This window comes from Bradyrhizobium sp. AUGA SZCCT0105 (assembly GCF_018129565.1).
Classification (GTDB): domain Bacteria; phylum Pseudomonadota; class Alphaproteobacteria; order Rhizobiales; family Xanthobacteraceae; genus Bradyrhizobium.
Genome location: NZ_JAFCMK010000008.1, coordinates 294,344 through 316,168, shown reverse-complemented (window position 1 = coordinate 316,168; position 21,825 = coordinate 294,344). Strand labels below are relative to the sequence as shown.

22 protein-coding genes are annotated in these 21,825 nt (G+C 64.8%); 16 read left to right on the top strand and 6 right to left on the bottom strand.

Annotation, left to right across the window (positions count from 1 at the left end):
• The first annotated feature begins 60 nt into the window (after positions 1–60).
• From JQ573_RS32500 to JQ573_RS32445, 12 genes are all read left to right on the top strand, one after another.
• A complete protein-coding gene (locus JQ573_RS32500) occupies positions 61–1,320 on the top strand; it encodes an OpgC domain-containing protein (RefSeq protein ID WP_092123065.1) in 1,260 nt (419 codons plus the stop codon).
• Complete coding sequence (locus JQ573_RS32495; RefSeq protein ID WP_212317164.1) at positions 1,317–2,087, top strand: SGNH/GDSL hydrolase family protein; 771 nt, start codon at positions 1,317–1,319, stop codon at positions 2,085–2,087. The genes JQ573_RS32500 and JQ573_RS32495 overlap by 4 nt, the downstream gene beginning before the upstream one ends.
• Before the next feature lie 14 nt (positions 2,088–2,101).
• The gene (locus JQ573_RS32490; protein WP_249132589.1) at positions 2,102–3,115 is read left to right on the top strand and encodes an SGNH/GDSL hydrolase family protein; all 1,014 of its coding nucleotides are present in this window, start codon (positions 2,102–2,104) and stop codon (positions 3,113–3,115) included.
• A gap of 312 nt (positions 3,116–3,427) precedes the next feature.
• Positions 3,428–4,930 carry a glycerol kinase GlpK gene (gene glpK, locus JQ573_RS32485; RefSeq protein WP_212317165.1) on the top strand — a complete coding sequence of 501 codons (1,503 nt, stop codon included), beginning with the start codon at positions 3,428–3,430 and terminating at the stop codon, positions 4,928–4,930.
• A gap of 62 nt (positions 4,931–4,992) precedes the next feature.
• Positions 4,993–7,437 carry a penicillin acylase family protein gene (locus JQ573_RS32480; protein ID WP_212317167.1) on the top strand — a complete coding sequence of 815 codons (2,445 nt, stop codon included), beginning with the start codon at positions 4,993–4,995 and terminating at the stop codon, positions 7,435–7,437.
• A 314-nt stretch (positions 7,438–7,751) separates the two neighbouring features.
• The gene (locus JQ573_RS32475; protein ID WP_212317169.1) at positions 7,752–8,345 is read left to right on the top strand and encodes an N-acetyltransferase; all 594 of its coding nucleotides are present in this window, start codon (positions 7,752–7,754) and stop codon (positions 8,343–8,345) included.
• An 11-nt stretch (positions 8,346–8,356) separates the two neighbouring features.
• On the top strand, positions 8,357–8,647 hold the full coding sequence (locus JQ573_RS32470; protein ID WP_212317171.1) for a hypothetical protein: 291 nt from the start codon (positions 8,357–8,359) through the stop codon (positions 8,645–8,647).
• Between the two features lie 239 nt (positions 8,648–8,886).
• Complete coding sequence (locus tag JQ573_RS32465; protein ID WP_212317173.1) at positions 8,887–9,513, top strand: glutathione S-transferase family protein; 627 nt, start codon at positions 8,887–8,889, stop codon at positions 9,511–9,513.
• Positions 9,514–9,909: 396 nt separating this feature from the next.
• On the top strand, positions 9,910–11,325 hold the full coding sequence (gene thrC / locus JQ573_RS32460; RefSeq protein WP_212317174.1) for a threonine synthase: 1,416 nt from the start codon (positions 9,910–9,912) through the stop codon (positions 11,323–11,325).
• On the top strand, positions 11,325–12,614 hold the full coding sequence (locus tag JQ573_RS32455; RefSeq protein ID WP_176533914.1) for a pitrilysin family protein: 1,290 nt from the start codon (positions 11,325–11,327) through the stop codon (positions 12,612–12,614). The genes thrC and JQ573_RS32455 overlap by 1 nt, the downstream gene beginning before the upstream one ends.
• A 216-nt stretch (positions 12,615–12,830) precedes the next feature.
• Positions 12,831–13,418 (top strand): GNAT family N-acetyltransferase, encoded by a 588-nt coding sequence (locus JQ573_RS32450; protein WP_212317176.1) that lies wholly within the window; start codon positions 12,831–12,833, stop codon positions 13,416–13,418.
• A gap of 166 nt (positions 13,419–13,584) precedes the next feature.
• On the top strand, positions 13,585–14,232 hold the full coding sequence (locus JQ573_RS32445; RefSeq protein WP_212317178.1) for a hypothetical protein: 648 nt from the start codon (positions 13,585–13,587) through the stop codon (positions 14,230–14,232).
• A gap of 105 nt (positions 14,233–14,337) precedes the next feature.
• Here the strand turns inward: JQ573_RS32445 and JQ573_RS32440 are convergent, their stop codons facing one another.
• The 5 genes from JQ573_RS32440 to JQ573_RS32420 form a co-directional block, all read right to left on the bottom strand.
• Positions 14,338–14,823, bottom strand: coding sequence for an ATP F0F1 synthase subunit B (locus tag JQ573_RS32440; RefSeq protein WP_092123087.1), 486 nt, complete (start codon positions 14,821–14,823; stop codon positions 14,338–14,340).
• A gap of 3 nt (positions 14,824–14,826) precedes the next feature.
• Positions 14,827–15,393 carry a F0F1 ATP synthase subunit B gene (locus JQ573_RS32435; RefSeq protein WP_092123089.1) on the bottom strand — a complete coding sequence of 189 codons (567 nt, stop codon included), beginning with the start codon at positions 15,391–15,393 and terminating at the stop codon, positions 14,827–14,829.
• Between the two features lie 113 nt (positions 15,394–15,506).
• Positions 15,507–15,737: a F0F1 ATP synthase subunit C gene (locus JQ573_RS32430; RefSeq protein WP_016847054.1), complete on the bottom strand. Its 231-nt coding sequence runs from the start codon at positions 15,735–15,737 to the stop codon at positions 15,507–15,509.
• A 55-nt stretch (positions 15,738–15,792) separates the two neighbouring features.
• The gene (locus tag JQ573_RS32425) at positions 15,793–16,542 is read right to left on the bottom strand and encodes a F0F1 ATP synthase subunit A (protein ID WP_212317180.1); all 750 of its coding nucleotides are present in this window, start codon (positions 16,540–16,542) and stop codon (positions 15,793–15,795) included.
• A gap of 72 nt (positions 16,543–16,614) precedes the next feature.
• Positions 16,615–16,986: an AtpZ/AtpI family protein gene (locus JQ573_RS32420; protein ID WP_092123093.1), complete on the bottom strand. Its 372-nt coding sequence runs from the start codon at positions 16,984–16,986 to the stop codon at positions 16,615–16,617.
• A 276-nt stretch (positions 16,987–17,262) separates the two neighbouring features.
• On the opposite strand from JQ573_RS32420, the gene JQ573_RS32415 reads away from it, so the two are divergent.
• From JQ573_RS32415 to JQ573_RS32405, 3 genes are all read left to right on the top strand, one after another.
• Complete coding sequence (locus JQ573_RS32415) at positions 17,263–17,886, top strand: 2-hydroxychromene-2-carboxylate isomerase (protein ID WP_212317182.1); 624 nt, start codon at positions 17,263–17,265, stop codon at positions 17,884–17,886.
• A 31-nt stretch (positions 17,887–17,917) separates the two neighbouring features.
• A complete protein-coding gene (locus tag JQ573_RS32410) occupies positions 17,918–18,427 on the top strand; it encodes a hypothetical protein (RefSeq protein WP_212317184.1) in 510 nt (169 codons plus the stop codon).
• A gap of 163 nt (positions 18,428–18,590) precedes the next feature.
• Positions 18,591–19,064 (top strand): secondary thiamine-phosphate synthase enzyme YjbQ, encoded by a 474-nt coding sequence (locus tag JQ573_RS32405; RefSeq protein WP_212317186.1) that lies wholly within the window; start codon positions 18,591–18,593, stop codon positions 19,062–19,064.
• Positions 19,065–19,172: 108 nt separating this feature from the next.
• Here JQ573_RS32405 and JQ573_RS32400 read toward each other — a convergent pair whose 3' ends face one another.
• Complete coding sequence (locus tag JQ573_RS32400) at positions 19,173–20,837, bottom strand: MFS transporter (RefSeq protein ID WP_249132588.1); 1,665 nt, start codon at positions 20,835–20,837, stop codon at positions 19,173–19,175.
• A 313-nt stretch (positions 20,838–21,150) separates the two neighbouring features.
• Between JQ573_RS32400 and JQ573_RS32395 the strand changes: the two genes are divergently transcribed.
• Complete coding sequence (locus tag JQ573_RS32395) at positions 21,151–21,825, top strand: response regulator transcription factor (protein WP_050630075.1); 675 nt, start codon at positions 21,151–21,153, stop codon at positions 21,823–21,825.

The following is a 21,825-nucleotide window of genomic DNA, read 5'->3' as shown; positions in this document are numbered from 1 at the left end:
GTGGACCGATATTATCTTTTCAGCACGACCTGCGGACGCCCGCAGCCGACACGGTGTTTGATGAGCTCGATTGCCGATCCCATAGCCGGTTCGCCGGTGGCCGACGCCAAAGCCGATGCAGAGGTCAAGGCGAAAGCCGTGGCGGCGGCGCCCGCAATCTCGCTGCCGGCGACCGGCGAGCGCGAGCTCCGGCTCGATTTGTTCCGCGGGCTCGCGCTGTGGCTGATCTTCATCGATCACCTGCCGACCAATCTCCTGACCTGGCTGACGATCCGCAACTACGGCTTCTCCGACGCCACCGAGATCTTCATCTTCATCTCCGGCTACACCGCCGCCTTCGTCTACGGCCGCGCGATGCTGGAGGGCGGCTTCGTGATCGCGACCGCGCGCATCCTGCGCCGGGTCTGGCAGATCTATGTCGCGCATGTCTTCCTGTTCACGATCTTCCTCGCCGAGATCTCCTATGTCGCGACCTCGTTCGAGAACCCGCTCTACACCGAAGAGATGGGGATCATGGACTTCCTCAAGCAGCCGGACGTCACCATCGTGCAGGCGCTGCTGCTGCGCTTCCGCCCCGTGAACATGGACGTGCTGCCGCTCTACATCGTGCTGATGCTGTTCCTGCCGCTGATCCTGTGGCTGATGAAGTGGAAGCCCGATGTCACGCTCGGCCTGTCGGTTCTGCTCTACGCGCTGACCTGGCAGTTCGACCTTTATCTGTCGGCCTATCCGAACGGCTTCTGGGCGTTCAACCCGTTCGCCTGGCAATTGCTGTTCGTGTTCGGCGCCTGGTGCGCGCTCGGCGGCGCGCGGCGGATGTCGCGCATCCTGTCGTCGAACATCACGATGTGGATCTGCATCGTCTATCTGGTCGCGGCGTTCTTCGTGACGCTGACCTGGTACGTGCCGCAGCTCGGCCACATCATGCCGAAGGTGATCGAGCAATGGATGTATCCGATCAACAAGACCGACCTGGACGTGTTGCGGTTCGCGCACTTCCTGGCGCTCGCCGCGCTCACCGTGCGCTTCCTGCCGAGGGACTGGCCGGGCTTGAAATCACCCTGGCTGCGACCATTGATCCTGTGTGGCCAGCATTCGCTTGAGATATTCTGTCTCGGGGTCTTCCTCGCCTTTGCCGGTCACTTCGTGCTTGCCGAAGTATCTGGCGGTGCCGCACTGCACGCCTTGATCAGCGTTTGCGGTATCCTCATCATGTGCGGCATGGCGTGGATTATTTCGTGGTACAAGCACTCCGCCGACAAAGGCGCCTCGAAAAAAGGCGCCGGCGGCAACGCCGATCTGGCGGGAGGGGGAGCATGAAGTCCGCGTGGACGATGCTGAGCCTGACGCTGCTGGCCGCCTGTTTGGCGGCTGCGCCCGCGCGCGCCGGCGATACCGTCGAGCCGGCACCGGCTCCGCCCTGCGACGTGCCGGCCTATCTGCTGGCGAGCGAGAGCTCGCTGCCGAAGGTCACCGACGCGGTGAAGGCCAACAAGCCGCTCAGCGTGCTGGTGGTGGGCAGCCGCTCCTCGACCATCCCCGGCAACGAGGCGAGCGCCTATCCGGCCACGCTGCAGGCGGCGCTGAAGGAGGCGTTTCCGGCCGCCACCATCGATCTATCCGTAGAATTACAGGGAAAGAGCACCGCCGAGGAGACCGCGGGAACCCTTGTTAAGCTTGTTGAAGCAAAAAAGCCTACTTTGGTTATCTGGCAGACCGGAACGGTCGATGCTATGCGAGCAGTCGATCCTGACGATTTTCGCACCGCCATCAACGATGGCGTTGTTGCGTTGCGGGGCGCCGGGACCGACGTGGTGCTCGTCAATCTGCAATACAGCCCGCGTACGGAAACGATGATCTCTGCGCCGCCATATCTCGACAATATCAAGGTGGTGGCGCAGCAGCACGACGTTCCGCTGTTCGACCGGTTCGCGATTATGAAGCAGTGGAGCGACGCCGGATATTTTGACCTGTTCAGCACCTCGCACGGTGTCGATCTGGCCAAGAAGGTTCATGCCTGTCTCGGCCGCGCACTGGCGAAATTCGTGATCGATGCGGCTCATCTGGGCCCGGTGCAGCAGAATTAGAGGAAGCCGAGTTGATGCGTTTTGCCTTCCCTTTTCGTTTCGCCGCAGGGCGGAGCCTGCGCGCCGTTGCGGTGCTCGTGTTGCTCGCGCCGCTCTCGGCCGTGCCGTTGTGCGCGCAGACCGGCCAGGCCGACCAGCATGCGGCGCTGTCATCGGGAGCAAAGACTGAAGCAATCAGAGCCGATGCTGCGAAGCCCGCCGCGGTCGAAACCGATGCGGCCAATCCGCAGCCGCAACCGGGCGTCGCCGCCAAGGCGCTCGACAAGGTGAAGCAGGTCGCGAAATCCGCCAGCGACATCTTCCACCGCGTGCCCTGCCATCAGCCCACCGGCGTGCCGAACAGTACCGGCTCGCTGCCGCATGTCGCAGCCAAGCTCGCCGCCGGCAAGCCGGTCGTCATCATCGCGTTCGGCTCGTCCTCGACCCAGGGCTACGGTTCGTCGGCGCCGGAATTCACCTATCCGAGCCGGCTCGCCGCGCAGCTGCGCCGGCAGTATCCGTCGGCCGACATCAGCGTGCTCAATCGCGGCAAGGGCGGCGAGGATGCGCCCGAGATGATGAAGCGGCTGCAGACCGAAGTGCTCGACGTGCACCCCGACATGGTGATCTGGCAGGTCGGCACCAACGCGGTGCTGCGCAACCTCGATCCGACCGAGACCGCCAAGCAGGTCGAGGACGGCGTGGCGCGGCTGCAGGCGTCCGGCGCCGATGTCGTGTTGGTCGATCCGCAATATTCGCCGCGCGTCACCGAGCGTCCCGAAAGCGCGCGCGGCATGGTGAAGCTGCTCGGCCGCATCGCCGCGCTGCGCCATGTCGGCATCTTCCCGCGCTTCGAGGTGATGCGCGACTGGCACGAGAGGCAGGCGATCCCGATCGACGATTTCGTCACCGCCGACGGCCTGCACATGAACGACTGGGGCTATGCCTGCTTCGCCCAGCTGCTCGGCGACGACATCATCCGCTCGGTCGGCGCGATCAAGATCGGCGTCAACGTCCCCGGCGACGTCAGGACCTACCGGCCGATGTGACCGGCGCTTCCTCCATCTCCTCGCACTAGCTCTATCCCCGTCACCCTGAGGTGGCCGCTTCTTCAGCGGCCCTCGAAGGGTCGATGGCCACCAGCCGGGCCGTGCATCCTTCGAGGCTCGCCCAGCGGCGCAATTGCGCCGCAAGGCTCGCACCTCCAGCGACAAAGGCGAAGCCTTTGCGCGGGGATGACGGGACTGATACTGTCGCGGGGCCTTTGCCTCGACCATCCCGCCACACTCACCAGCAATCTTGACCTCGCCGCGGTAATCCGCTCCCTTGGCGCCTGTTACGAAGCCTTAAGGGAAACGCTCATGTCTTTCGTGCTGGCCATCGATCAGGGCACCACATCGTCGCGCGCCATGGTGTTTCGCAGCGACATCTCCATCGCCGCGGTCGCGCAGCAGGAGTTTCCGCAGCATTTCCCGGCCTCCGGCTGGGTCGAGCACGAGCCGGAGGATATCTGGACCTCGACCGTGATGGTGTGCCGCGAGGCGCTGGAGAAGGCCGGGCTGAAGGCGAAGGACATCGCCGCGATCGGCATCACCAACCAGCGCGAGACCACCGTGGTATGGGACCGCGCCACCGGCCAAGCCGTGCATCGCGCCATCGTCTGGCAGGACCGCCGCACCGCCGACATCTGCGCCAGACTCAAGGCCGAGGGCCATGAGCCGGCGATCTCGGCCAAGACCGGTCTCATTATCGACCCCTATTTCTCGGGGACGAAGGTGGCCTGGATCCTCGATCACGTGCCAGGCGCGCGCGAACGCGCCGAGCGCGGCGAACTCCTGTTCGGTACCGTCGACTGCTATCTCTTGTGGCGGCTCACCGGCGGGCGGGTGCATGCGACCGACGCCACCAACGCCTCGCGCACGCTGCTGTTCAACATCCACACCGGGGCGTGGGACGACGACCTCATCAATCTGTTGCGCGTGCCGCGCTCGATGTTGCCAGAGGTGAAGGATTCCTCCGCCGGGTTCGGCGAGAGCACCGCGGATCTGTTCGGTGGCCCGATCGCGATCTCCGGCATTGCCGGCGACCAGCAGGCCGCGACCATCGGCCAGGCCTGCTTCGAGCCCGGCATGATGAAGTCGACCTACGGCACCGGCTGCTTCGCGCTGCTCAACACCGGCACCACGCCGGTGGCGTCGAAGAACAAGCTGCTCACCACGATCGCCTACCAGCTCAATGGCCAGCGCACCTACGCGCTCGAGGGCTCGATCTTCGTCGCCGGCAGCGCGGTGCAATGGCTGCGCGACGGTCTCGGCATCATCAAGCACGCTGCCGAGACCGGGCCCTTGGCCGACAAATCCGACTCGATGCAGAGCGTCTACCTCGTGCCGGCCTTCGTCGGCATGGGCGCACCCTACTGGAATCCGCGGGTGCGCGGAGCGCTGTTCGGCTTGACCCGCAACACCGGTCCGGCCGAGCTCGCGCATGCGACCCTGGAAAGCGTCTGCTACCAGACCTTCGACCTGTGGGCCGCGATGCGCACCGACTGGCCGGAGGCAAATGCCGCCAACACCGTGCTGCGCGTCGACGGCGGCATGACCGCATCCGACTGGACCATGCAGCGGCTCGCCGATCTGCTCAACGCGCCGGTCGATCGCCCGATGATCCAGGAGACCACGGCGTTAGGCGCCGCCTATCTCGCCGGCCTCGAGGCCGGCGTCTATCCGGAGCCCGCGAAATTCGCCGACAATTGGCGGCTCGAACACCGCTTCAGGCCGGCGATGAGCGAGGCGACGCGCGACCGCAAGCTCGCCGGCTGGGGCCGCGCGGTGAAGGGCGTGCTGGCGAGCGACGAGGGGGAGTAGCGCGCCGGGTGAGAAACCCGGATGAAGTCTCGTACCAAAAACAACAACCATCGGAGAACAACATGAACACGGATCTCAACCGCGTCGCGAAACTACTCACCGCCGCGCTCTGCGCCACGATGCTCGCCGCTCCCGCCGCGGCGCGCGAGAAGCCGAGCCCGCTTGTGGCGGCGCGCGAGGTCAAGACCGACGTCGCCGGGCTGAAGGCGCCGGGCCAGATCCTGGTCGACGTCTGGGGCATTCCGCACATCTATGCCGGCAACGAACACGACCTGTTCTTCCTGCAGGGCTTCAACGCCGCGCGCGACCGGCTCTGGCAGATCGACCTCTGGCGCAAGCGCGGGCTCGGCCAGCTGGCAAAGGATTTCGGTCCCGCCTATGCCGAGCAGGACAAGGCGCTGCGTCAGTTCCTCTATCGCGGCGACATGAACGCGGAATGGGCCGCCTATGGCCCGAAGGCGAAAACCTATGCGGACGCCTTCGTCGCCGGCGTCAACGCCTATGTCGCCGACGTCCAGGCGGGCAAGCGCGCGCTGCCGATCGAGTTCAGGATCGCGGGCACGATGCCGGACCTATGGTCGGCGGAGGATGTCGTGCGCGTCCGCAGCCACGGCCTGACCCGCAACGTCGCCTCCGAGGTGAAGCGCGCGCTGGTCGCCTGCGCCGCCGGCCTCGATGCCGATCGTTTCCGCGTCAAGCTGGAGCCCACCTGGACCACCAAGGTGCCCGATGGGCTCGACCCCTGCAGCGTGCCGAAGGGCGTGCTCGCGGCCTATGACCTCGCCACGCGCCCGGTGAAGTTCGCTGCTCAGAAGGACCAGAAGGCCGCGCTGGCGCACGATCCCGACAAGTTCTTGGCCGAGGCCGATCAGCAGCGCGACACCATCGGCTCCAACAACTGGGTGATCGCCGCATCGCGCACCGCGACCGGGCGCCCGATCCTCGCCAACGATCCGCATCGTGAGCACTCGGTGCCGTCGCTGCGCTACATCATCGGCCTCAACGCGCCCGGCATCTCGGTGATCGGCGCCGGCGAGCCGGCGCTGCCGGGCATCTCGATCGGCCACAACGACACCATCGCGTTCGGCCTCACCATCTTCAACGTCGACCAGGAAGACCTCTACGTCTACGAGCTCAACCCTGACAATCCGAACCAGTACCGCTACGGCACGGGCTGGGAGGACATGCGCATCGTGCACGAGAAGGAAGCGGTGAAGGGCGAAGCCGACCGCGACCTCGAGCTGAAGTTCACCCGCCATGGACCCGTGATCTTTGTCGACGCCGACAAGAAGCATGCGTTCGCCGTGCGCTCGATCTGGTTCGAGCCGGGCACCTCGGCCTATTTCGGCTCGTCCGACTACATGACCGCGAAGTCGTGGAACGGCTTCCTCGGCGCGATGCGGCGCTGGGGCGCGCCGTCGGAGAACCAGGTCTATGCCGACACTAGCGGCAATATCGGCTGGGTCGCCGCCGGCAAGACGCCGCGCCGGACCAGCTTCGATGGCCTGATGCCGGTGCCTGGTGATGGCCGCTACGAGTGGCAGGGTTTCCTGTCGCTCGACGAGCTGCCAAAACTCTATCAGCCCAAGCAGGGCTTCATCGCCACCGCCAACCAGATGAACCTGCCGGCCGATTATCCGGTCAATGAGCGCCGGGTCGGCTTCGAATGGTCCGACAGCGCGCGCTGGCAGCGCATCGTCGAGGTGCTGCAGACCAACAGCAAGGTGACGCTGGCGGATGCGATGGCGTTGCAGAACGACGACACCGGCATGCTGGCGCGGCGCCTCGTCGCGCTGCTGAAGCCGCTGTCGTCCGACGATGCCAATGTGAAGAAGGGCCTCGATCTGTTGAAGGCGTGGGATGCGCGCGACGCGGCTGATAGCGCTGCGGCCGCGGTCTACGAGGTCTGGATCGCGAACCATCTCGGCCCGGTGCTGCTCAAGACCACAGCGCCGAAGGCAGCCGAACTGATCGCGCCGGAAGCCTCCAGCATCTCCGCCATCGTCGATTATCTCGAAAAGCCGGATGCGGCGCTCGGCAGCGATCCCGCCGGCGGACGTGACCGCGTGCTCCGCGACAGCCTCGGCGCGGCCGTTGCCGACGTCGCCGACAAGCTCGGGGGCGATGCATCGACCTGGCGCTGGGGCCGTCTGCATGTCGCCAAGTTCGATCACGCGTTGATGCCGCTCGCCGACAAGGCGACCGCGGCGCAGATGTCGGTCGGTCCGCTCGCCTATGGCGGCGCCGCCAACGTGCCGCGCGCCGCCACCTATCGCCGCTCCGACTATAATCTCACCGCGGGTGCCTCGTTCCGCATGGTGCTCGACGTCGGCAATTGGGATGCGAGCCGCACCATCAACACGCCCGGCCAATCCGGCGATCCCTTCAGCGGCCACTACCGCGACCTCGCGCCGCTCTGGGCGACGGGCCAATATGTGCCGCTGCTCTACAGCCGCCCGGCCGTGGAAGCCGCAACCGCCGAGGCGATCACGCTGACGCCGCGGTGAGGGGCCAGTACGTCTCACTGGCTGCGCCACAAACTCCAGCGTCGTCCCGGCGAAGGCCGGGACCCATAACCACAAATCTCGCTTGGGTTGCACGCTGCGGCCCCAGCGTGCCTCATCACTAATATTCGGGGTAATGGGTCCCGGCCTTCGCCGGGACGACGGCGAATATGCGGATGATGCTTCCAGCTTCATCGAGCGCTTGATTCGCCAAAACACCGACTGACAAATCGGTGACTTTGTTACGCCGCGTTGCATTGCATCTGCCGCGACATGCGGATATCTCCCGCCGATCGTATCGAAACAAAGGTCGCGCGATGCTGCTGCCCGACGGCTATTCCGACATCCCCGACGGCAAGGTCGCCGCCGTCGTCACACATCTGGAAATGACCGAGCGGCCGCCGCGGCGCGACGATCCGCCGGGCGCGTGGCGCCTGCGTAAGGTCGAGCCGCCTGCGCTCGACTGGTATCGCGATCTCTACCGCCGCGTCGGTGAGGAGTGGCTGTGGTTCACCCGCACGGGAATCGATGACGCCGATCTCGGGGGTCGGATTCACGCGCCCGGCGTCGAGCTCTACGGGCTGGTCGTCGACGGCAATGATGAAGGCCTGCTCGAACTCGACTTCAGCGAGCCAGGTGAGTGCCAGCTGCTCTATTTCGGCGTCACCGCAAAGTTCATCGGCACCGGCGCCGCACGCTTCCTGATGAACTGCGCGCTCGAGATCGCCTGGTCGCGCGACGTCAGCCGGGTCTGGGTGCACACCTGCACCTTCGATCATCCCTCCGCGACCGCATTCTACCAGCGCTCCGGCTTCCGTGCGTTCAAGCGGCAGATCGAGGTGGCGGATGATCCCCGGCTCGACGGCAAACTGCCGCGCGATGCGGCGCGGCATGTGCCGGTGATTGGATAGGAGGGAATTATATGCCTGGCTTTTCCCTGGAACTACCGGCGGACTTTGCAGACTACGAATGGGAAGTCGAGGCAAAGGGTTGGTTTTCGCAGGCGCGGATCAATGCTTCGGGGAAGCGGTACCTTCTGAACTTCTATGACCCCGCACGACTTGCACAAGCCATCAATGACGAGCTTGAGCGCGGCAGGGTGTTCTTCGAGCCGAACCTGGTGATAGTTCAATCCATCACAAGGACGAGCATGGAGCAGGCCGTGGCGCTGTTGATGGAGTCAGGTGAGCTCACCAACATGGTTGAGGAATAGCGCCGATGGCGTCGCATCCCGCCTTCGCGAAATATCAAACATCATCCCGCACCCACCTGTAGCGTCGGCAGAATCAACAGCAGGCAATGCTTTGCCGGAATGACTCGCGATATTGCAATGCAGTGTGGCTCATCTACCATGGTGCAAAGCGCAACCTCTGACCCCGGCGTAGCCGCCACACTTCGAAAGCCCTGCTTTCGAAGCACGGCCTGCCGCGGGCATGACCGACGAGATGACAGATGTTCCTGATCGGCCAGTACGACTCGCCCTTTGTCCGCCGCACCGCGATCGCGTTGCGGCTCTATGGATTGCCGTTCGAGCACAAGCCGTGGTCGACCTTCGGCGATGCGGAGAAGGTTGCGGCCTACAATCCGGTGCGGCGGGTGCCGACGCTGGTGCTCGATGATGGCGAGGCGCTGATCGAGAGCGGTGCGATCCTGGATTATCTCGACGAGCTGGTCGGGCCGGAGCAGGCGATGATTGCACGCTCGGGGCCCGAGCGGCGCAGGCATCTGCGCATCACGGCGCTGGCGACCGGGCTTGCCGACAAGGCGGTGAGCCTTGTCTATGAGCGCGTGCTGCGCAAGGAGCAGTTGAAGCTGTGGGTCGAGCGCTGCGAGGCGCAGATTGCGGGCGTGCTCGCGGTGCTGGAAAAGGAGCGCGCGGCGGTGCCGTCGCCGTACTGGCTGGGCGATCGCATCGGTCATGCCGATATCGCGGTGGCTTGCGCGTTGCGCTTCACCGGCGAGGCGCATCCGCATCTGTTCGATGCGCGCTATCCGGCGCTGCAGGCCCACGCCGCGCGCTGCGAGGCGCTGCCGCCGTTCCAGGAGATCGTGCAGCCGCTGGCGCCGCCGAGCGGTTAGGGACGAATACTGGATCACCCGCGAAAGCGCACGCGGGTGATGACACCGGGCTTGCTCGCGATCGTGCAACACACTCAACGTCGTCCTGGCGCAAGCCAGGACCCATTACCCCGACCGCTTGTTGCTGCGCGACGCTGGGGCCGCTATCCCGTTCATCATCGAACGCGGTGGTTATGGGTCCTGGCTTGCGCCAGGACGACGGTTGTGAATGCGGCGCTGGCGGTGGGTCGCGGGCAACGCCATACGGCACTCCGCGCGCCCCCGAGGCGCGTGCTTCGGGCTACCCATTGCCGGTCCGATCTTCTATGGTGAACCACATCGGGTCGCATGCGGCGAAATCGATAAATCCATGATATCAAAGGCTTAAGGCTCTAATCGAAGCCTTTGGAGGGCGGTTTGACGCGGTATATTTCGACCCGGGGTGAGGCCCCGGTGCTTGGCTTCTGCGATGTGATGCTGACCGGGCTTGCCCGTGACGGCGGGCTTTACGTGCCCGAGACCTGGCCGCAATTGTCGCCCGAGACCATCGCCGCCTTCTTCGGCTGTCCCTATTGGGAGGTCGCGGTCGAGATCATCCGGCCGTTTGTCGCCGGCGAGATTTCCGACGCCGAGCTCGGCCGCATGGCGAACGAGGCCTATGCCACCTTCCGCCATCCCGCCGTGGTGCCGCTCGACCAGGTCGGGCCGAACCAGTTCCTGCTCGAGCTGTTCCACGGGCCGACGCTGGCGTTCAAGGACGTCGCGATGCAGCTGATCTCGCGGCTGATGGATCACGTGCTGGCCAAGCGCGCGCAGCGCACCACCATCGTGGTCGCAACCTCGGGCGATACCGGCGGCGCCGCGGTCGAGGCGTTTGCCAATCTCGACAATGTCGACCTCGTGGTGCTGTTCCCGAGCGGGCGCATCTCCGAAGTGCAGCGGCGCATGATGACGACGACCGGTGCGGCCAACGTCCACGCGTTGGCGATCGAAGGTACGTTCGACGATTGCCAAGCGCTGGTGAAGGAGATGTTCAACAACCATCGCTTCCGCGACCAGGTGGCGCTGTCGGGCGTCAACTCGATCAACTGGGCGCGCATCGTGGCGCAGGTGGTCTATTATTTCACCTCGGCGGTTGCGCTCGGCGCGCCGCAGCGGACGGTGGATTTCACGGTGCCGACCGGCAATTTCGGCGACATCTTCGCCGGCTATGTGGCGAAGCGCATGGGGCTGCCGATCCGCTGGCTGCGGATTGCCGCCAACGTCAACGACATCCTGCCGCGCACGCTGAAGACCGGCAACTACGAGGTGCGCGAGGTGCACGCCACGGCGTCGCCGTCGATGGACATCCAGGTGTCCTCGAATTTCGAGCGGCTATTGTTCGAGGCCAGCGGCCGCGACGCCGATCAGGTTCGCCGCCTGATGGCCTCGCTGAAGCAATCCGGCCGCTTCGTGCTGCCGGATGCGACCCTGGCCGCGGTGCGCCGCGATTTCGACGCCGGCCGCGCCGACGAGACCGAGACGGCGGCGGCGATCCGCGCCGCCTGGCGCGAGGCCGGCGATCTTGTCGATCCGCACACCGCGGTGGCGCTTGCGGTCGCCGACCGCGACACCTCGGACTCCAAGATCCCGAACATCGTGCTGTCGACCGCGCATGCGGCCAAATTCCCCGATGCGGTCGAGGCGGCCTGCGGGGTGCGCCCGCAGCTGCCGGCCTGGCTCGGAGGCCTGATGACCAAGTCCGAACAGATGACTGTGATGAAGAATGATTCCGCCGAGGTCGAGCGCTTCGTGCTGTCGGTCAGCCGTGCCGCCAAGCAGGGAGTTGCCTGATGAGCGTTGAAATCACCAAGCTGCCGAGCGGCCTCACCGTCGTCACCGACACCATGCCGCATCTCGAGACCGCGGCGCTCGGGGTCTGGGCCGGCGTCGGCGGGCGCGACGAGAAGCCGAACGAGCACGGCATCTCGCATCTCCTGGAACACATGGCGTTCAAGGGCACCGCGCGTCGCTCCTCGCGCGAGATCGTCGAGGAGATCGAGGCGGTTGGCGGCGACCTCAATGCCGGGACCTCGACCGAGACCACGGCCTACTACGCGCGGGTGATGAAGGCCGACGTGCCGCTGGCGCTCGACGTGCTCTCCGACATCCTCGCCAACCCGTCCTTCGTGCCGGACGAGCTGGAGCGCGAGAAGAGCGTCATCGTGCAGGAGATCGGCGCAGCGCAGGATACACCCGACGACGTCGTGTTCGAGCATCTCAACGAGCTCTGCTATCCGGACCAGCCGATGGGGCGCTCGCTGCTCGGCACCGCCAAGACGCTGAAGGCCTTCAACCGCGACACGCTGCGCGGCTATCTGTCGACGCATTACCGCGCCCCGGACATGGTGGTCGCCGCCGCCGGCGCGGTCGATCACAAGCGCGTCGTCGAGGACGTCGCCGAGAAATTCGCGAGCTTCGACGCCACGCCGGCGCCGAAGCCGCAGGCTGCGATGTTCGGCAAGGGCGGCTCGCGGGTGGTGCATCGCGATCTCGAGCAGGCGCATCTGACGCTGGCGCTCGAAGGCGTGCCGCAGACCGACCTGTCGCTGTTCTCGCTGCAGGTCTTCACCAACACGCTGGGCGGCGGGATGTCGTCGCGGCTGTTCCAGGAGGTGCGCGAGAAGCGCGGCCTGTGCTACTCGATCTACACCTTCCACGCCCCCTACACCGACACCGGCTTCTTCGGCCTCTACACCGGGACCGATCCGGCCGATGCGCCGGAAATGATGGAAGTCATCGTCGACGTCATCAATGACGCGGTGGAAACCCTGACCGAGGCCGAGGTCGCCCGCGCCAAGGCGCAGATGAAGGCCGGCTTGTTGATGGCGCTGGAAAGCTGTTCATCCCGGGCCGAGCAGCTGGCACGCCACGTGCTAGCCTATGGCCGGCCGCAGACGGTGGAAGAGCTGGTGGCGCGGATCGACGCGGTCTCGGTCGAATCGAGCCGCAACGCCGCCCGTGCGCTGCTGTCGCGCAGCCGGCCCGCCGTTGTTGCACTCGGCAGCGGCAGGGGTCTGGACACGGCGGTGTCTTTTGCGGAAGGATTGACGAAGTCGAAGGCAAAGACGCTGCTGCACTAAGAATTCTGCTTACCTCGCCCCGCTTGCGGGGGAGAGCAGAGGCCGCCTACCGGCGGCCGTTGACGGAGATACGCCGAGGCGGAGCCTCGGCTATGGCCGAAGGCTTCGGGTGAGGGGGCTATCCGCAGGCCGAGTTTGCGGAAACGGCCCCTCACCCCGACCCTCTCCCCGCACGAGCAGGCGAGGGGGAGCAGCTTGGCGGGGGAGTGTTGGGCCATGGCCCTGTTTCGTTTGCCGTCCAGTGGACCGGCTGCACTGATGCCGCGGGGGCACGGGCTTTTGCTGCGTGCGCCGCAAATGTCGGATTTCCCGCAATGGGCTCAGTTGCGCGAGTTCAGCCGCGCCTATCTGACGCCATGGGAGCCGATCTGGCCCTCCGACGACCTGACCCGCGCCGGCTTCCGCCGCAGGTTGCGTCGCTACAGCGAGGATATCGCCGCCGACCGCTCCTATCCGTTCATCATCTTCCGCGAATCGGACGGGGTGATGATCGGCGGTATCACGCTCGCCAATGTCCGCCGCGGCATCGTACAGGCCGGCACGATCGGCTATTGGGTCGGCCTGCCGCACGCCCATCGCGGCTACATGACGACGGCGCTGCGGGTGCTGCTGCCCTCGCTGTTCGGCGAGCTCAACCTGCATCGCATCGAGGCGGCCTGCATTCCCTCCAATGCGTCGTCGATCCGCGTGCTGGAGAAGTGCGGCTTCACCCGCGAGGGTCTGGCGCGGCGCTATCTCTGCATCAACGGGATCTGGCAGGACCACCTGCTGTTCGGCCTGCTGCATGAGGATTTCCGCGGCTGAATCCCAAGCCTATTGGCTGATGGCGGGCCGCATCCGAGCCGTTTCAGGATGCTTTCAACATGCCTTTGCAACATGCCGTTTCAACATGCCTTGGGTTCGCCGCCATTGGCTTGCTATAACGCCCGCGAAGCGGGGAACTCCGGTTTGGGGGCTTTAGGAATATCGCATGTGTGACAGGGTGATCAGGTTCGCGCTCGCGGCGGCGGTATCGATCGGTCTCGGTGCCACCCTGCTGCCGAAGGCCAGCTCGGCGCAGTCGCTGAGCGACCGCTTCAAGAGCCTGTTCGGCGGCGGTTCGTCCGATTCGAAGCCGGCGACGCCCGCGGCGCCGCAGCCGCTCAACGATGCCGACGCCGGGCTGACCTGCCCGCCGGTGCAGATCCGCTCCGGGGCCTCGACCTATTCGGTGGCCGTGGACGGCAAGGAAGCGGTCGGCAACGACGTCAAGTTCCTGGCCTCGATCACGCGCACGGCGCGGGAATGCAATCTGAACAGCGGCCAGATCACGGCCAAGATCGGTATCCAGGGGCGGGTCATTGTCGGCCCCCAGGGCGCACCGCCGACCATCCAGGTGCCGCTGCGCGTCGCCGTGGTGAAGGGCGGCGTCGGCGAGAAGACCATCGCCACCAAGGCCTACACCACCACGGTGCAGATGGACGACAGCGGCAGCGTGCCGTTCAGCCTGGTCGCCGAGGATGTCGTCTATCCGGCGCCGTCGGCCGCGGAGAACGACGATTACATCTTCTATATCGGCTTCGATCCGCAGGCGCTGAAGCCGGAGCCCAAGGCCCGCGCGCCGCACAAGAAGAAGTAGCGGCGGCGGCCGTGACGGGCCGGTGGAATAAGAAACAGCAGGAACAAAGAAAAAGGCCGGCGCGATCAGTTCGCGCCGGCCTTTTTCGAAGGAAGTGTGATCGCGTCAGTTCAGCTTGGAACGAACTTCGGCGATGCCCTTGCCGACGAGGTCGTCGGCAACCGAGCCCTTGACCGACTGCGACAGGATGGTCGAGGCGGCGGTCACGGCGGCGTTGGCCGCGGCGGCGCGCACATCGGCCACGGCCTGGGCCTCGGCCTGGGCGATCTTGCCCTCGGCGGTCTTGGTCCGCCGGGCGACAAAATCTTCCATCTTGGCCTTGGCTTCAGCCGCGATCCGTTCGGCTTCGGCCTTGGCATTGGAGATGATGTCGGCGGCTTCGCGCTCCGCACTGGCGCGGCGCGCCTTGTATTCGCCGAGCAGCTTGTTGGCCTCGTCCTTCAGACGGCGGGCGTCATCCAGCTCAGCCTTGATGCGCTCGGCACGATGATCGAGCGCCGTCAGCAGGGTGCGATGGACGCCGAGGTAGCCGAACACGACCAGCAGAATGACGAAGGCGATCGCAACCCAGGTTTCCGGTTCGTAAAACATCGTCTATCCCTTCAGCGACGCGTCGACGGCGCTGTTGACCGCATTCGCGTCCGGCGTGACGCCGGCGAGTTGCTGGACGATGGCGCCGGCCGCATCCGCCGCGATACCGCGGACGTTGCTCATGGCGTTGGTCCGGGTCGTTGCGATCTGCTTCTCGGCGTCGGCGAGCTTGGCCGCCAGCTTCTCTTCCAGCGCCTTGCGCTCGACTTCCGAGGCCGCGTTCAGCTTCTCGCGGGTCTCGTTGCCGATCGCCTGCGCGTTGGAGCGCGCATTCGCCAGCTCGGTTTCATAGGCCTTCAGCGCCGCGTCGGACTCGTCCTTCAGCTTCTGCGCTTCGGCCAGATCGCCCTCGATCTTGTTCTGGCGTGCATCGATCGTCCCGCCGACGCGCGGCAGGGCGATACGCGACACGATCAGATAGAGCGCGACAAATGCAATCGCCAGCGACACCAGCTGCGAGGCGTAATTGGAGGAATCGAACGGCGGAAAGGTTCCGCCGTGATGTCCGCCATCGGCCTCGGTGTGGGCGCCGGCATTCTGGCCTTTTGCCTCGCCATGACTCTCAGCCACGGTGTTCTCCTGTTGCTGTCATGCGCGCCGCCCATTGTACGACCTTTGGGCGGCGCGACGGGTTACCGCGAGAGCGGAACCGGGTTGCCGCTAAAGCGGAACCGGGGTGCCGCTCAGAGCGGAACGAACAGCAGAAGCAGCGCGATCAGCAGCGAGAAGATGCCGAGCGCTTCGGTCACGGCGAAGCCGAAGATCAGGTTGCCGAACTGGCCCTGAGCGGCCGAGGGGTTACGCACCGCAGCGGCGAGGTAGTTGCCGAAGATGATGCCCACGCCGACGCCCGCACCGCCCATGCCGATGCACGCGATGCCCGCGCCGATAAGTTTTGCTGCTGCCGGTTCCATTTGTAGCTCCTTGAGAAAGATAGACAGATTGGTGGGTGGAGATTCCCCGGACCGCTTAGTGTCCCGGATGAATGGCGTCGTTGAGGTAGATGCAGGTCAGGATCGCGAACACGTAGGCCTGCAGGAACGCGACCAGCAGTTCGAGCGCGTACAGCGCGACCGTGAGCGCCAGCGGCAGCACGCCGCCGAACCAGCCGAGTGCGCCCAGCGAGAAGCCGAGCATCGCGACGAAGCCCGCGAACACCTTGAGCGCGATGTGGCCGGCCAGCATGTTGGCGAACAGACGCACGCTGTGCGAGACCGGCCGCAGGAAGAACGACAGGACCTCGATGAACATGACCAGCGGCAGGATGTACAGCGGAACGCCGGAGGGGACGAAGATCTTGAAGAATTTCAGACCGTTCTTGTAGAGGCCGTAGATCAGGACGGTGAAGAACACCAGGAGTGCAAGGGCTGCGGTGACGATCAGGTGGCTCGAGATCGTGAAGGTGTAGGGGATGATGCCCACGAGGTTCGAGACGCAGATGAACATGAAGAGCGAGAAGATCAGCGGGAAGAACTTCATGCCTTCCGCACCGGCGTTGCCGCGAACCGTGCTGGCGACGAACTCGTAGGAGATCTCGGCGACCGACTGCAGCCGTCCCGGAACCAGATCCCGGCTGCTCGCCAGCATCAGCAGTGCAATCAGCAGCACCGCGATGAACATGTAGAGCGACGAATTGGTGAAGGCGATCGTGTGATTGCCGATGTGGCCGAGCGTGAAGAGGGGCTCGATATTGAACTGGTGGATCGGGTCGATTTTCATCCGCGCGGCTCTTGGTCCACCGGCCATCGTGCCGGTAATCGAATTTCAAATGTCGTGACTTCCCGCCAGCGCTCAGCGCTTGCCCGAGGCCACGCCCGCGGACCTCACCACGTTGAACACGCCGGCGACGAAGCCGAGCAGCGTCAACACGATGAAGCCGAATGGCGACGTCGACAGCAAACGGTCGAATCCCCAGCCAATCGCCGCTCCGACGGCAACGCCCGCGATCAGCTCCGAGGAAAGACGAAAACCGAGCGCCATCGCCGAAGCTCTGGCCGCACTGTCCCCGCTTTCAGTACCGGATTGATCAGTCTTGCTCCTGCGGCTGTCGCGAATTTCTGACAACCGATGATCGAGACTTCCGAGCCTTGCGGAAAGCGCAGCTTCGTCAGGAGGCGATTGATCGCGACTTCCACCTGCGCCGTCGTTGGTGTTCTCAGCCATGCTGCAAACACTAACCGAAGCCGCGGATGATGGAAATTGCGCCCGTCCCCGTCAAAAGCCGCGCGGACCATACTTACCGCGTCTAATCAAGTCAAGATTGCGTCGTAACCAGTTATTGCTTTGATTCTGCTGGATTAATTTGAAGATATTCAAGGTCAGAGTGACGCAGTGTTCGCAGTGCAACAGCTTGTATGCTTTGAAGCGATGTTGCCTGGCATTTCCGGCTCTGCTGGGATCACCGAAAGTCCTTATCCTCTCACGCAGTCAGGGTTCCGCATGTCACGCCAGATCGATTACTACTTCTCGCTGCAATCGCCCTGGGCCTATATCGGTCACAAGCCCTTCGTGCGGCTCGTAAACGCTTACGATCTCAAGGTAAATTACCGGCCCGTGCTGCTGGTCGATTTGTTCTCGGAGACCGGCGGGCTGCCGCTCGCCCAGCGCCATCCGGTGCGGCAGCGCTACCGGATGATCGAATTGCAGCGCTGGCGCGACAAGCGCGGGCTGAATTTTCACCTGCAGCCGGCCAATTGGCCGTTCAACGGGCGGCTTGCCGATGGCGTCGTGATCGCGCTGCTCGAGGCCGGCCTCGACCCCGAGCCGTTCTTGCAACGCGCCTATCCCGCGGTGTGGGAGCTTGAGCTCAATCTTGCCGATGCTGCAACGCTGGTGAAGCTCGCCGACGATGCAGGCTTGCCCGGCCGGCAGCTGGTGGAGCGCTCGGGCTCCGATGCGATCAGCGCGGTCTATGAGCAGAATCGCCAGAATGCATTGGACGCCGGCGTGTTCGGCTCGCCCGGCTATGTGCTCGATGGCGAGGTCTTCTGGGGGCAGGACCGGATCGAATTGCTCGAGGACGCGTTGAAGTCTGGTCGCAAGCCCTATAGCTCTGTGGTCTAGGGGCAGGAATCAGGTTGAGGCGGAGCAAGCCATGCCCATCGCGATGTCGTCCTCGAAATTGTCCATCGCAATCGTTGCCATCCTGATCTCAAGCGGCGCCGCGCTCGCGCAAACCGTGCCCGATACCGAGAACGGCCGCTATGCGTTGTCACCGGCCGGCGATGGCTTCCTGCGGCTCGACACCCGCACCGGTGCGGTGTCGACCTGCTCCAATTCCAGCGCGGGCTGGGCCTGTTACATGGTGCCCGACGAGCGCGCAGCGCTGGATGCCGAGATCGGCCGCCTGCAGGCCGACAATGACAGGCTGAAAGGCGAGCTCGCCGCGCGCGCACCATCGGCCAAGACCGACGAGGCGTTGCCGAAATCGGATTCGTTGAAGAAGGCTGAGCCGAAGGTCGCCGAGGGCGAGCGCAAGATCGAGATCCCGCTGCCGAGCGACCGCGACATGGATCGCATGATGTCGTTCGTGGAGCGGGCCTGGCGGCGGCTGATCGAGATGGCCAATCGCGTTCAGCGCGACGTCAATGGCGGCAAGATTTGATACGGCGTTTGCAACATCCACGGTGTCGTCCCAGCGAAAGCCGGGACCCATAACCACCGAAGCGTATTGGTTACAAAGGATATCCACTCCGAGTCTTTGAACATGAGGGGCCGCGGGGTATGGGTCCCGGCCTTCGCCGGGACGACGAGTTGAGAGACTGCAGATGAGTTCAGCGAAAATGATTGCGCGCTCGGCACCATCCTCGGTCGCAGCGACCAGCATCGCCTCGTCGCGCTTGACGGTCGAAACGTCCGGCGCCGGCTTCACCGACATCACGCGCGAGGTCGCGAAATTCCTGCGCGAGGTGCGCGCCGGCGAGGGGGCGGTGACGCTGTTCATCCGTCACACCTCGGCCTCGCTGACGATCCAGGAGAATGCCGATCCGACGGTGCTGGTCGATCTGATGACGGCGCTCGATCGCGCCGCGCCCGAAGACGGCGGCTGGCGTCACGACACCGAAGGCCCCGATGACATGCCGGCGCACATCAAGACCATGCTGACGGCGACCTCGCTGCAGGTCCCGGTGCTCGATGGCGAGATGGCGCTCGGCACCTGGCAGGGCATCTATCTGATCGAGCATCGCGCCAGGGCGCACCGGCGCGAGATCGTGCTGCAATTCATCGGCGCCACGCGCTGACGGGTTAGACCTCGCTTCCAAGGCCTGGCTTCCAAAACGACATCGGCCGCGGATCGCTCCGCGGCCGATGCATTTTGATTGCGAATGACGACTGATCAGGACTTGCGGTCAGGTCTTGGTGATGTCGACGTCCTTGGTTTCCGGAATGAACAGCGCGCCGACCACGACGGTGATTGCCGCGAAGATGATCGGATACCAGAGACCGGAGTAGATATCGCCGGTCGAGGCGGTGATCGCGAACGCGGTCGCCGGGAGCAGGCCGCCGAACCAGCCGTTGCCGATGTGATAGGGCAGCGACATCGAGGTGTAGCGGATGCGGGTCGGGAACAGTTCGACCAGCATCGCGGCGATCGGGCCGTAGACCATGGTGACGTAGAGCACCAGGATGAACAGCAGCCCGATGGTCGCAGCCACCTGCGGACGGAAGACGTCGAACGGGTTCGACATCTTCACGACGCCGGCGTCACCCGGCTTCGGATAGCCCGCCGCCTGCACCGCCGCTGTGATGGCGGGGTTCGACGTCTTGGCGTCCGTGTACGGCACGTCCTTGTCGTTGACGGTGACCTTCACCGGCGAGCCGGCCGGGCCCGGCACGGTGGCGTACTTCACCGACGACTGGGCGAGGAAAGCGCGGGCGGTGTCGCAAGGCGCCGTGAAGACGCGGGTGCCGACGGGGTTGAACAGATCGCCGCAGCCGGCGGGATCCGCAACGACCTGCACCTTGACCGTCTCATAGGCCTTTTCCAGCGCCGGATTGGCGTTGGTTGTGATCATCTTGAAAATCGGGAACAAGGTGAGTGCGCCGAGCAGGCAGCCCGCCAGGATGATCGGCTTGCGACCGATCTTGTCCGACAGCGCGCCGAACACCAGGAAGAAGCCGGTGCCGAGCAACAGCGACCATGCGATCAGGAGGTTGGCAGTGTAGCCGTCGACCTTGAGGATCGATTGCAGGAAGAACAGCGCGTAGAACTGGCCCGTGTACCAGATCACTGCCTGGCCCATGGTCAGGCCGAACAAGGCGAGGATCACGATCTTGGCGTTGCTCCAGGTCGCGAAGGCTTCGGTCAGCGGCGCCTTGGACGTCTTGCCTTCCTCCTTCATCCGCTGGAACACCGGCGATTCGTTCAACCGCAGACGGATCCAGACCGAGATGCCGAGCAGCAGCACCGAGACCAGGAACGGAATGCGCCAGCCCCAATCGGCGAAGTCCTTCTCACCGGTGAAGGTTCGGGTGAACAGGATCACCAGCAGCGACAGGAACAGTCCGAGCGTTGCCGTGGTCTGGATGAACGAGGTGTAGTAGCCGCGCTTGCCCTGTGGCGCATGCTCGGCGACGTAGGTCGCCGCACCGCCATACTCACCGCCGAGCGCGAGGCCCTGCAACAGGCGCAGCGAGATCAGGATGATCGGCGCCGCGATGCCGATGGTCTTGGCGCTGGGCAACAGGCCGACGATGAAGGTCGACATGCCCATGATCAGGATGGTGACGAGGAAGGTGTATTTGCGGCCGACGATGTCGCCGACCCGGCCGAACACGATGGCGCCGAACGGACGCACCAGGAAGCCCGCGGCAAAGGCCAGCAACGCGAAGATGTCGCGTGTCGCCGGCGGATAGTCGGAGAAGAACTGCGCACCGATGATGCCGGCCAGTGAACCGTAGAGATAGAAGTCGTACCACTCGAACACGGTGCCGAGCGACGACGCCAGGATGACGAAACGCTCATCCTTCGTCATGCCGGCGGGCCGCGCCGAAGTTGCAGTCATTGTGGACATCTGGATTGCTCCCCCCGAATTATTGCTGCCATGCGAGCCCCGCCTGGCTGACTAGGCTCGAATGAGCCTGGGCTTCATTCGAGGGTAACATCGCAGTGAAACCCGTCCCAATAAGACTTTTGGCTTTTGCACGCTTGAACTTATCTTCGAGGGGTAGAATGAAATGGAACGTCCCCGCGTGCGTCTGTTGCGGCGCACAAGCTCGGCGGGTTAACTGCGTTGGCATCTGGTATTATCAAGGGCTTGCGTGATACTGCCACGCGGGCGACAACCGAACGGCGCGGGCTTGCCAAAGCCCGCTTGTGGGACTGAGATGACTGCTGCTGCCAATACTCATCTTGTCATCGCCGACGACCATCCGCTGTTCCGCGATGCGTTGCGTCAGGCGGTGTCCAGCGTCGTGAGTTCGGCCACGATCAGCGAGGCCGGATCGTTCGAGGACCTGACCGCGCTGCTGGAGCGGGACTCCGAGGTCGATCTGATCCTGCTCGACCTGAGCATGCCGGGGATCAGCGGCTTTTCCGGCCTGATCTATCTGCGGGCGCAGTATCCGGCGATTCCTGTGGTCATCGTTTCCGCCAGCGACGATGCCGGAACCATTCGCCGCTCGCTCGATTTCGGCGCCTCCGGTTTCATCCCCAAGCGCTTCGGCGTCGAGACGCTGCGTGACGCCATCATGAAGGTGATGGAGGGCGACGTCTGGGTTCCGCCGGACACCGATCTGTCGGCGGCCGGCGATCCCGACATGACGCGGCTGCGCGACCGTCTGGTGACGCTGACCCCGCAGCAGGTGCGGGTGCTGATGATGCTGTCCGAGGGGCTGCTCAACAAGCAGATCGCCTACGAGCTCGGCGTCTCGGAAGCGACCATCAAGGCCCATGTCTCGGCCATCCTGCAGAAGCTCGGCGTCGAAAGCCGCACCCAGGCCGTGATCGCCGCCGCCAAGATCGCGGGCGGCCAGTGGCGCCAAGGCACGCCGTCGAGCTGA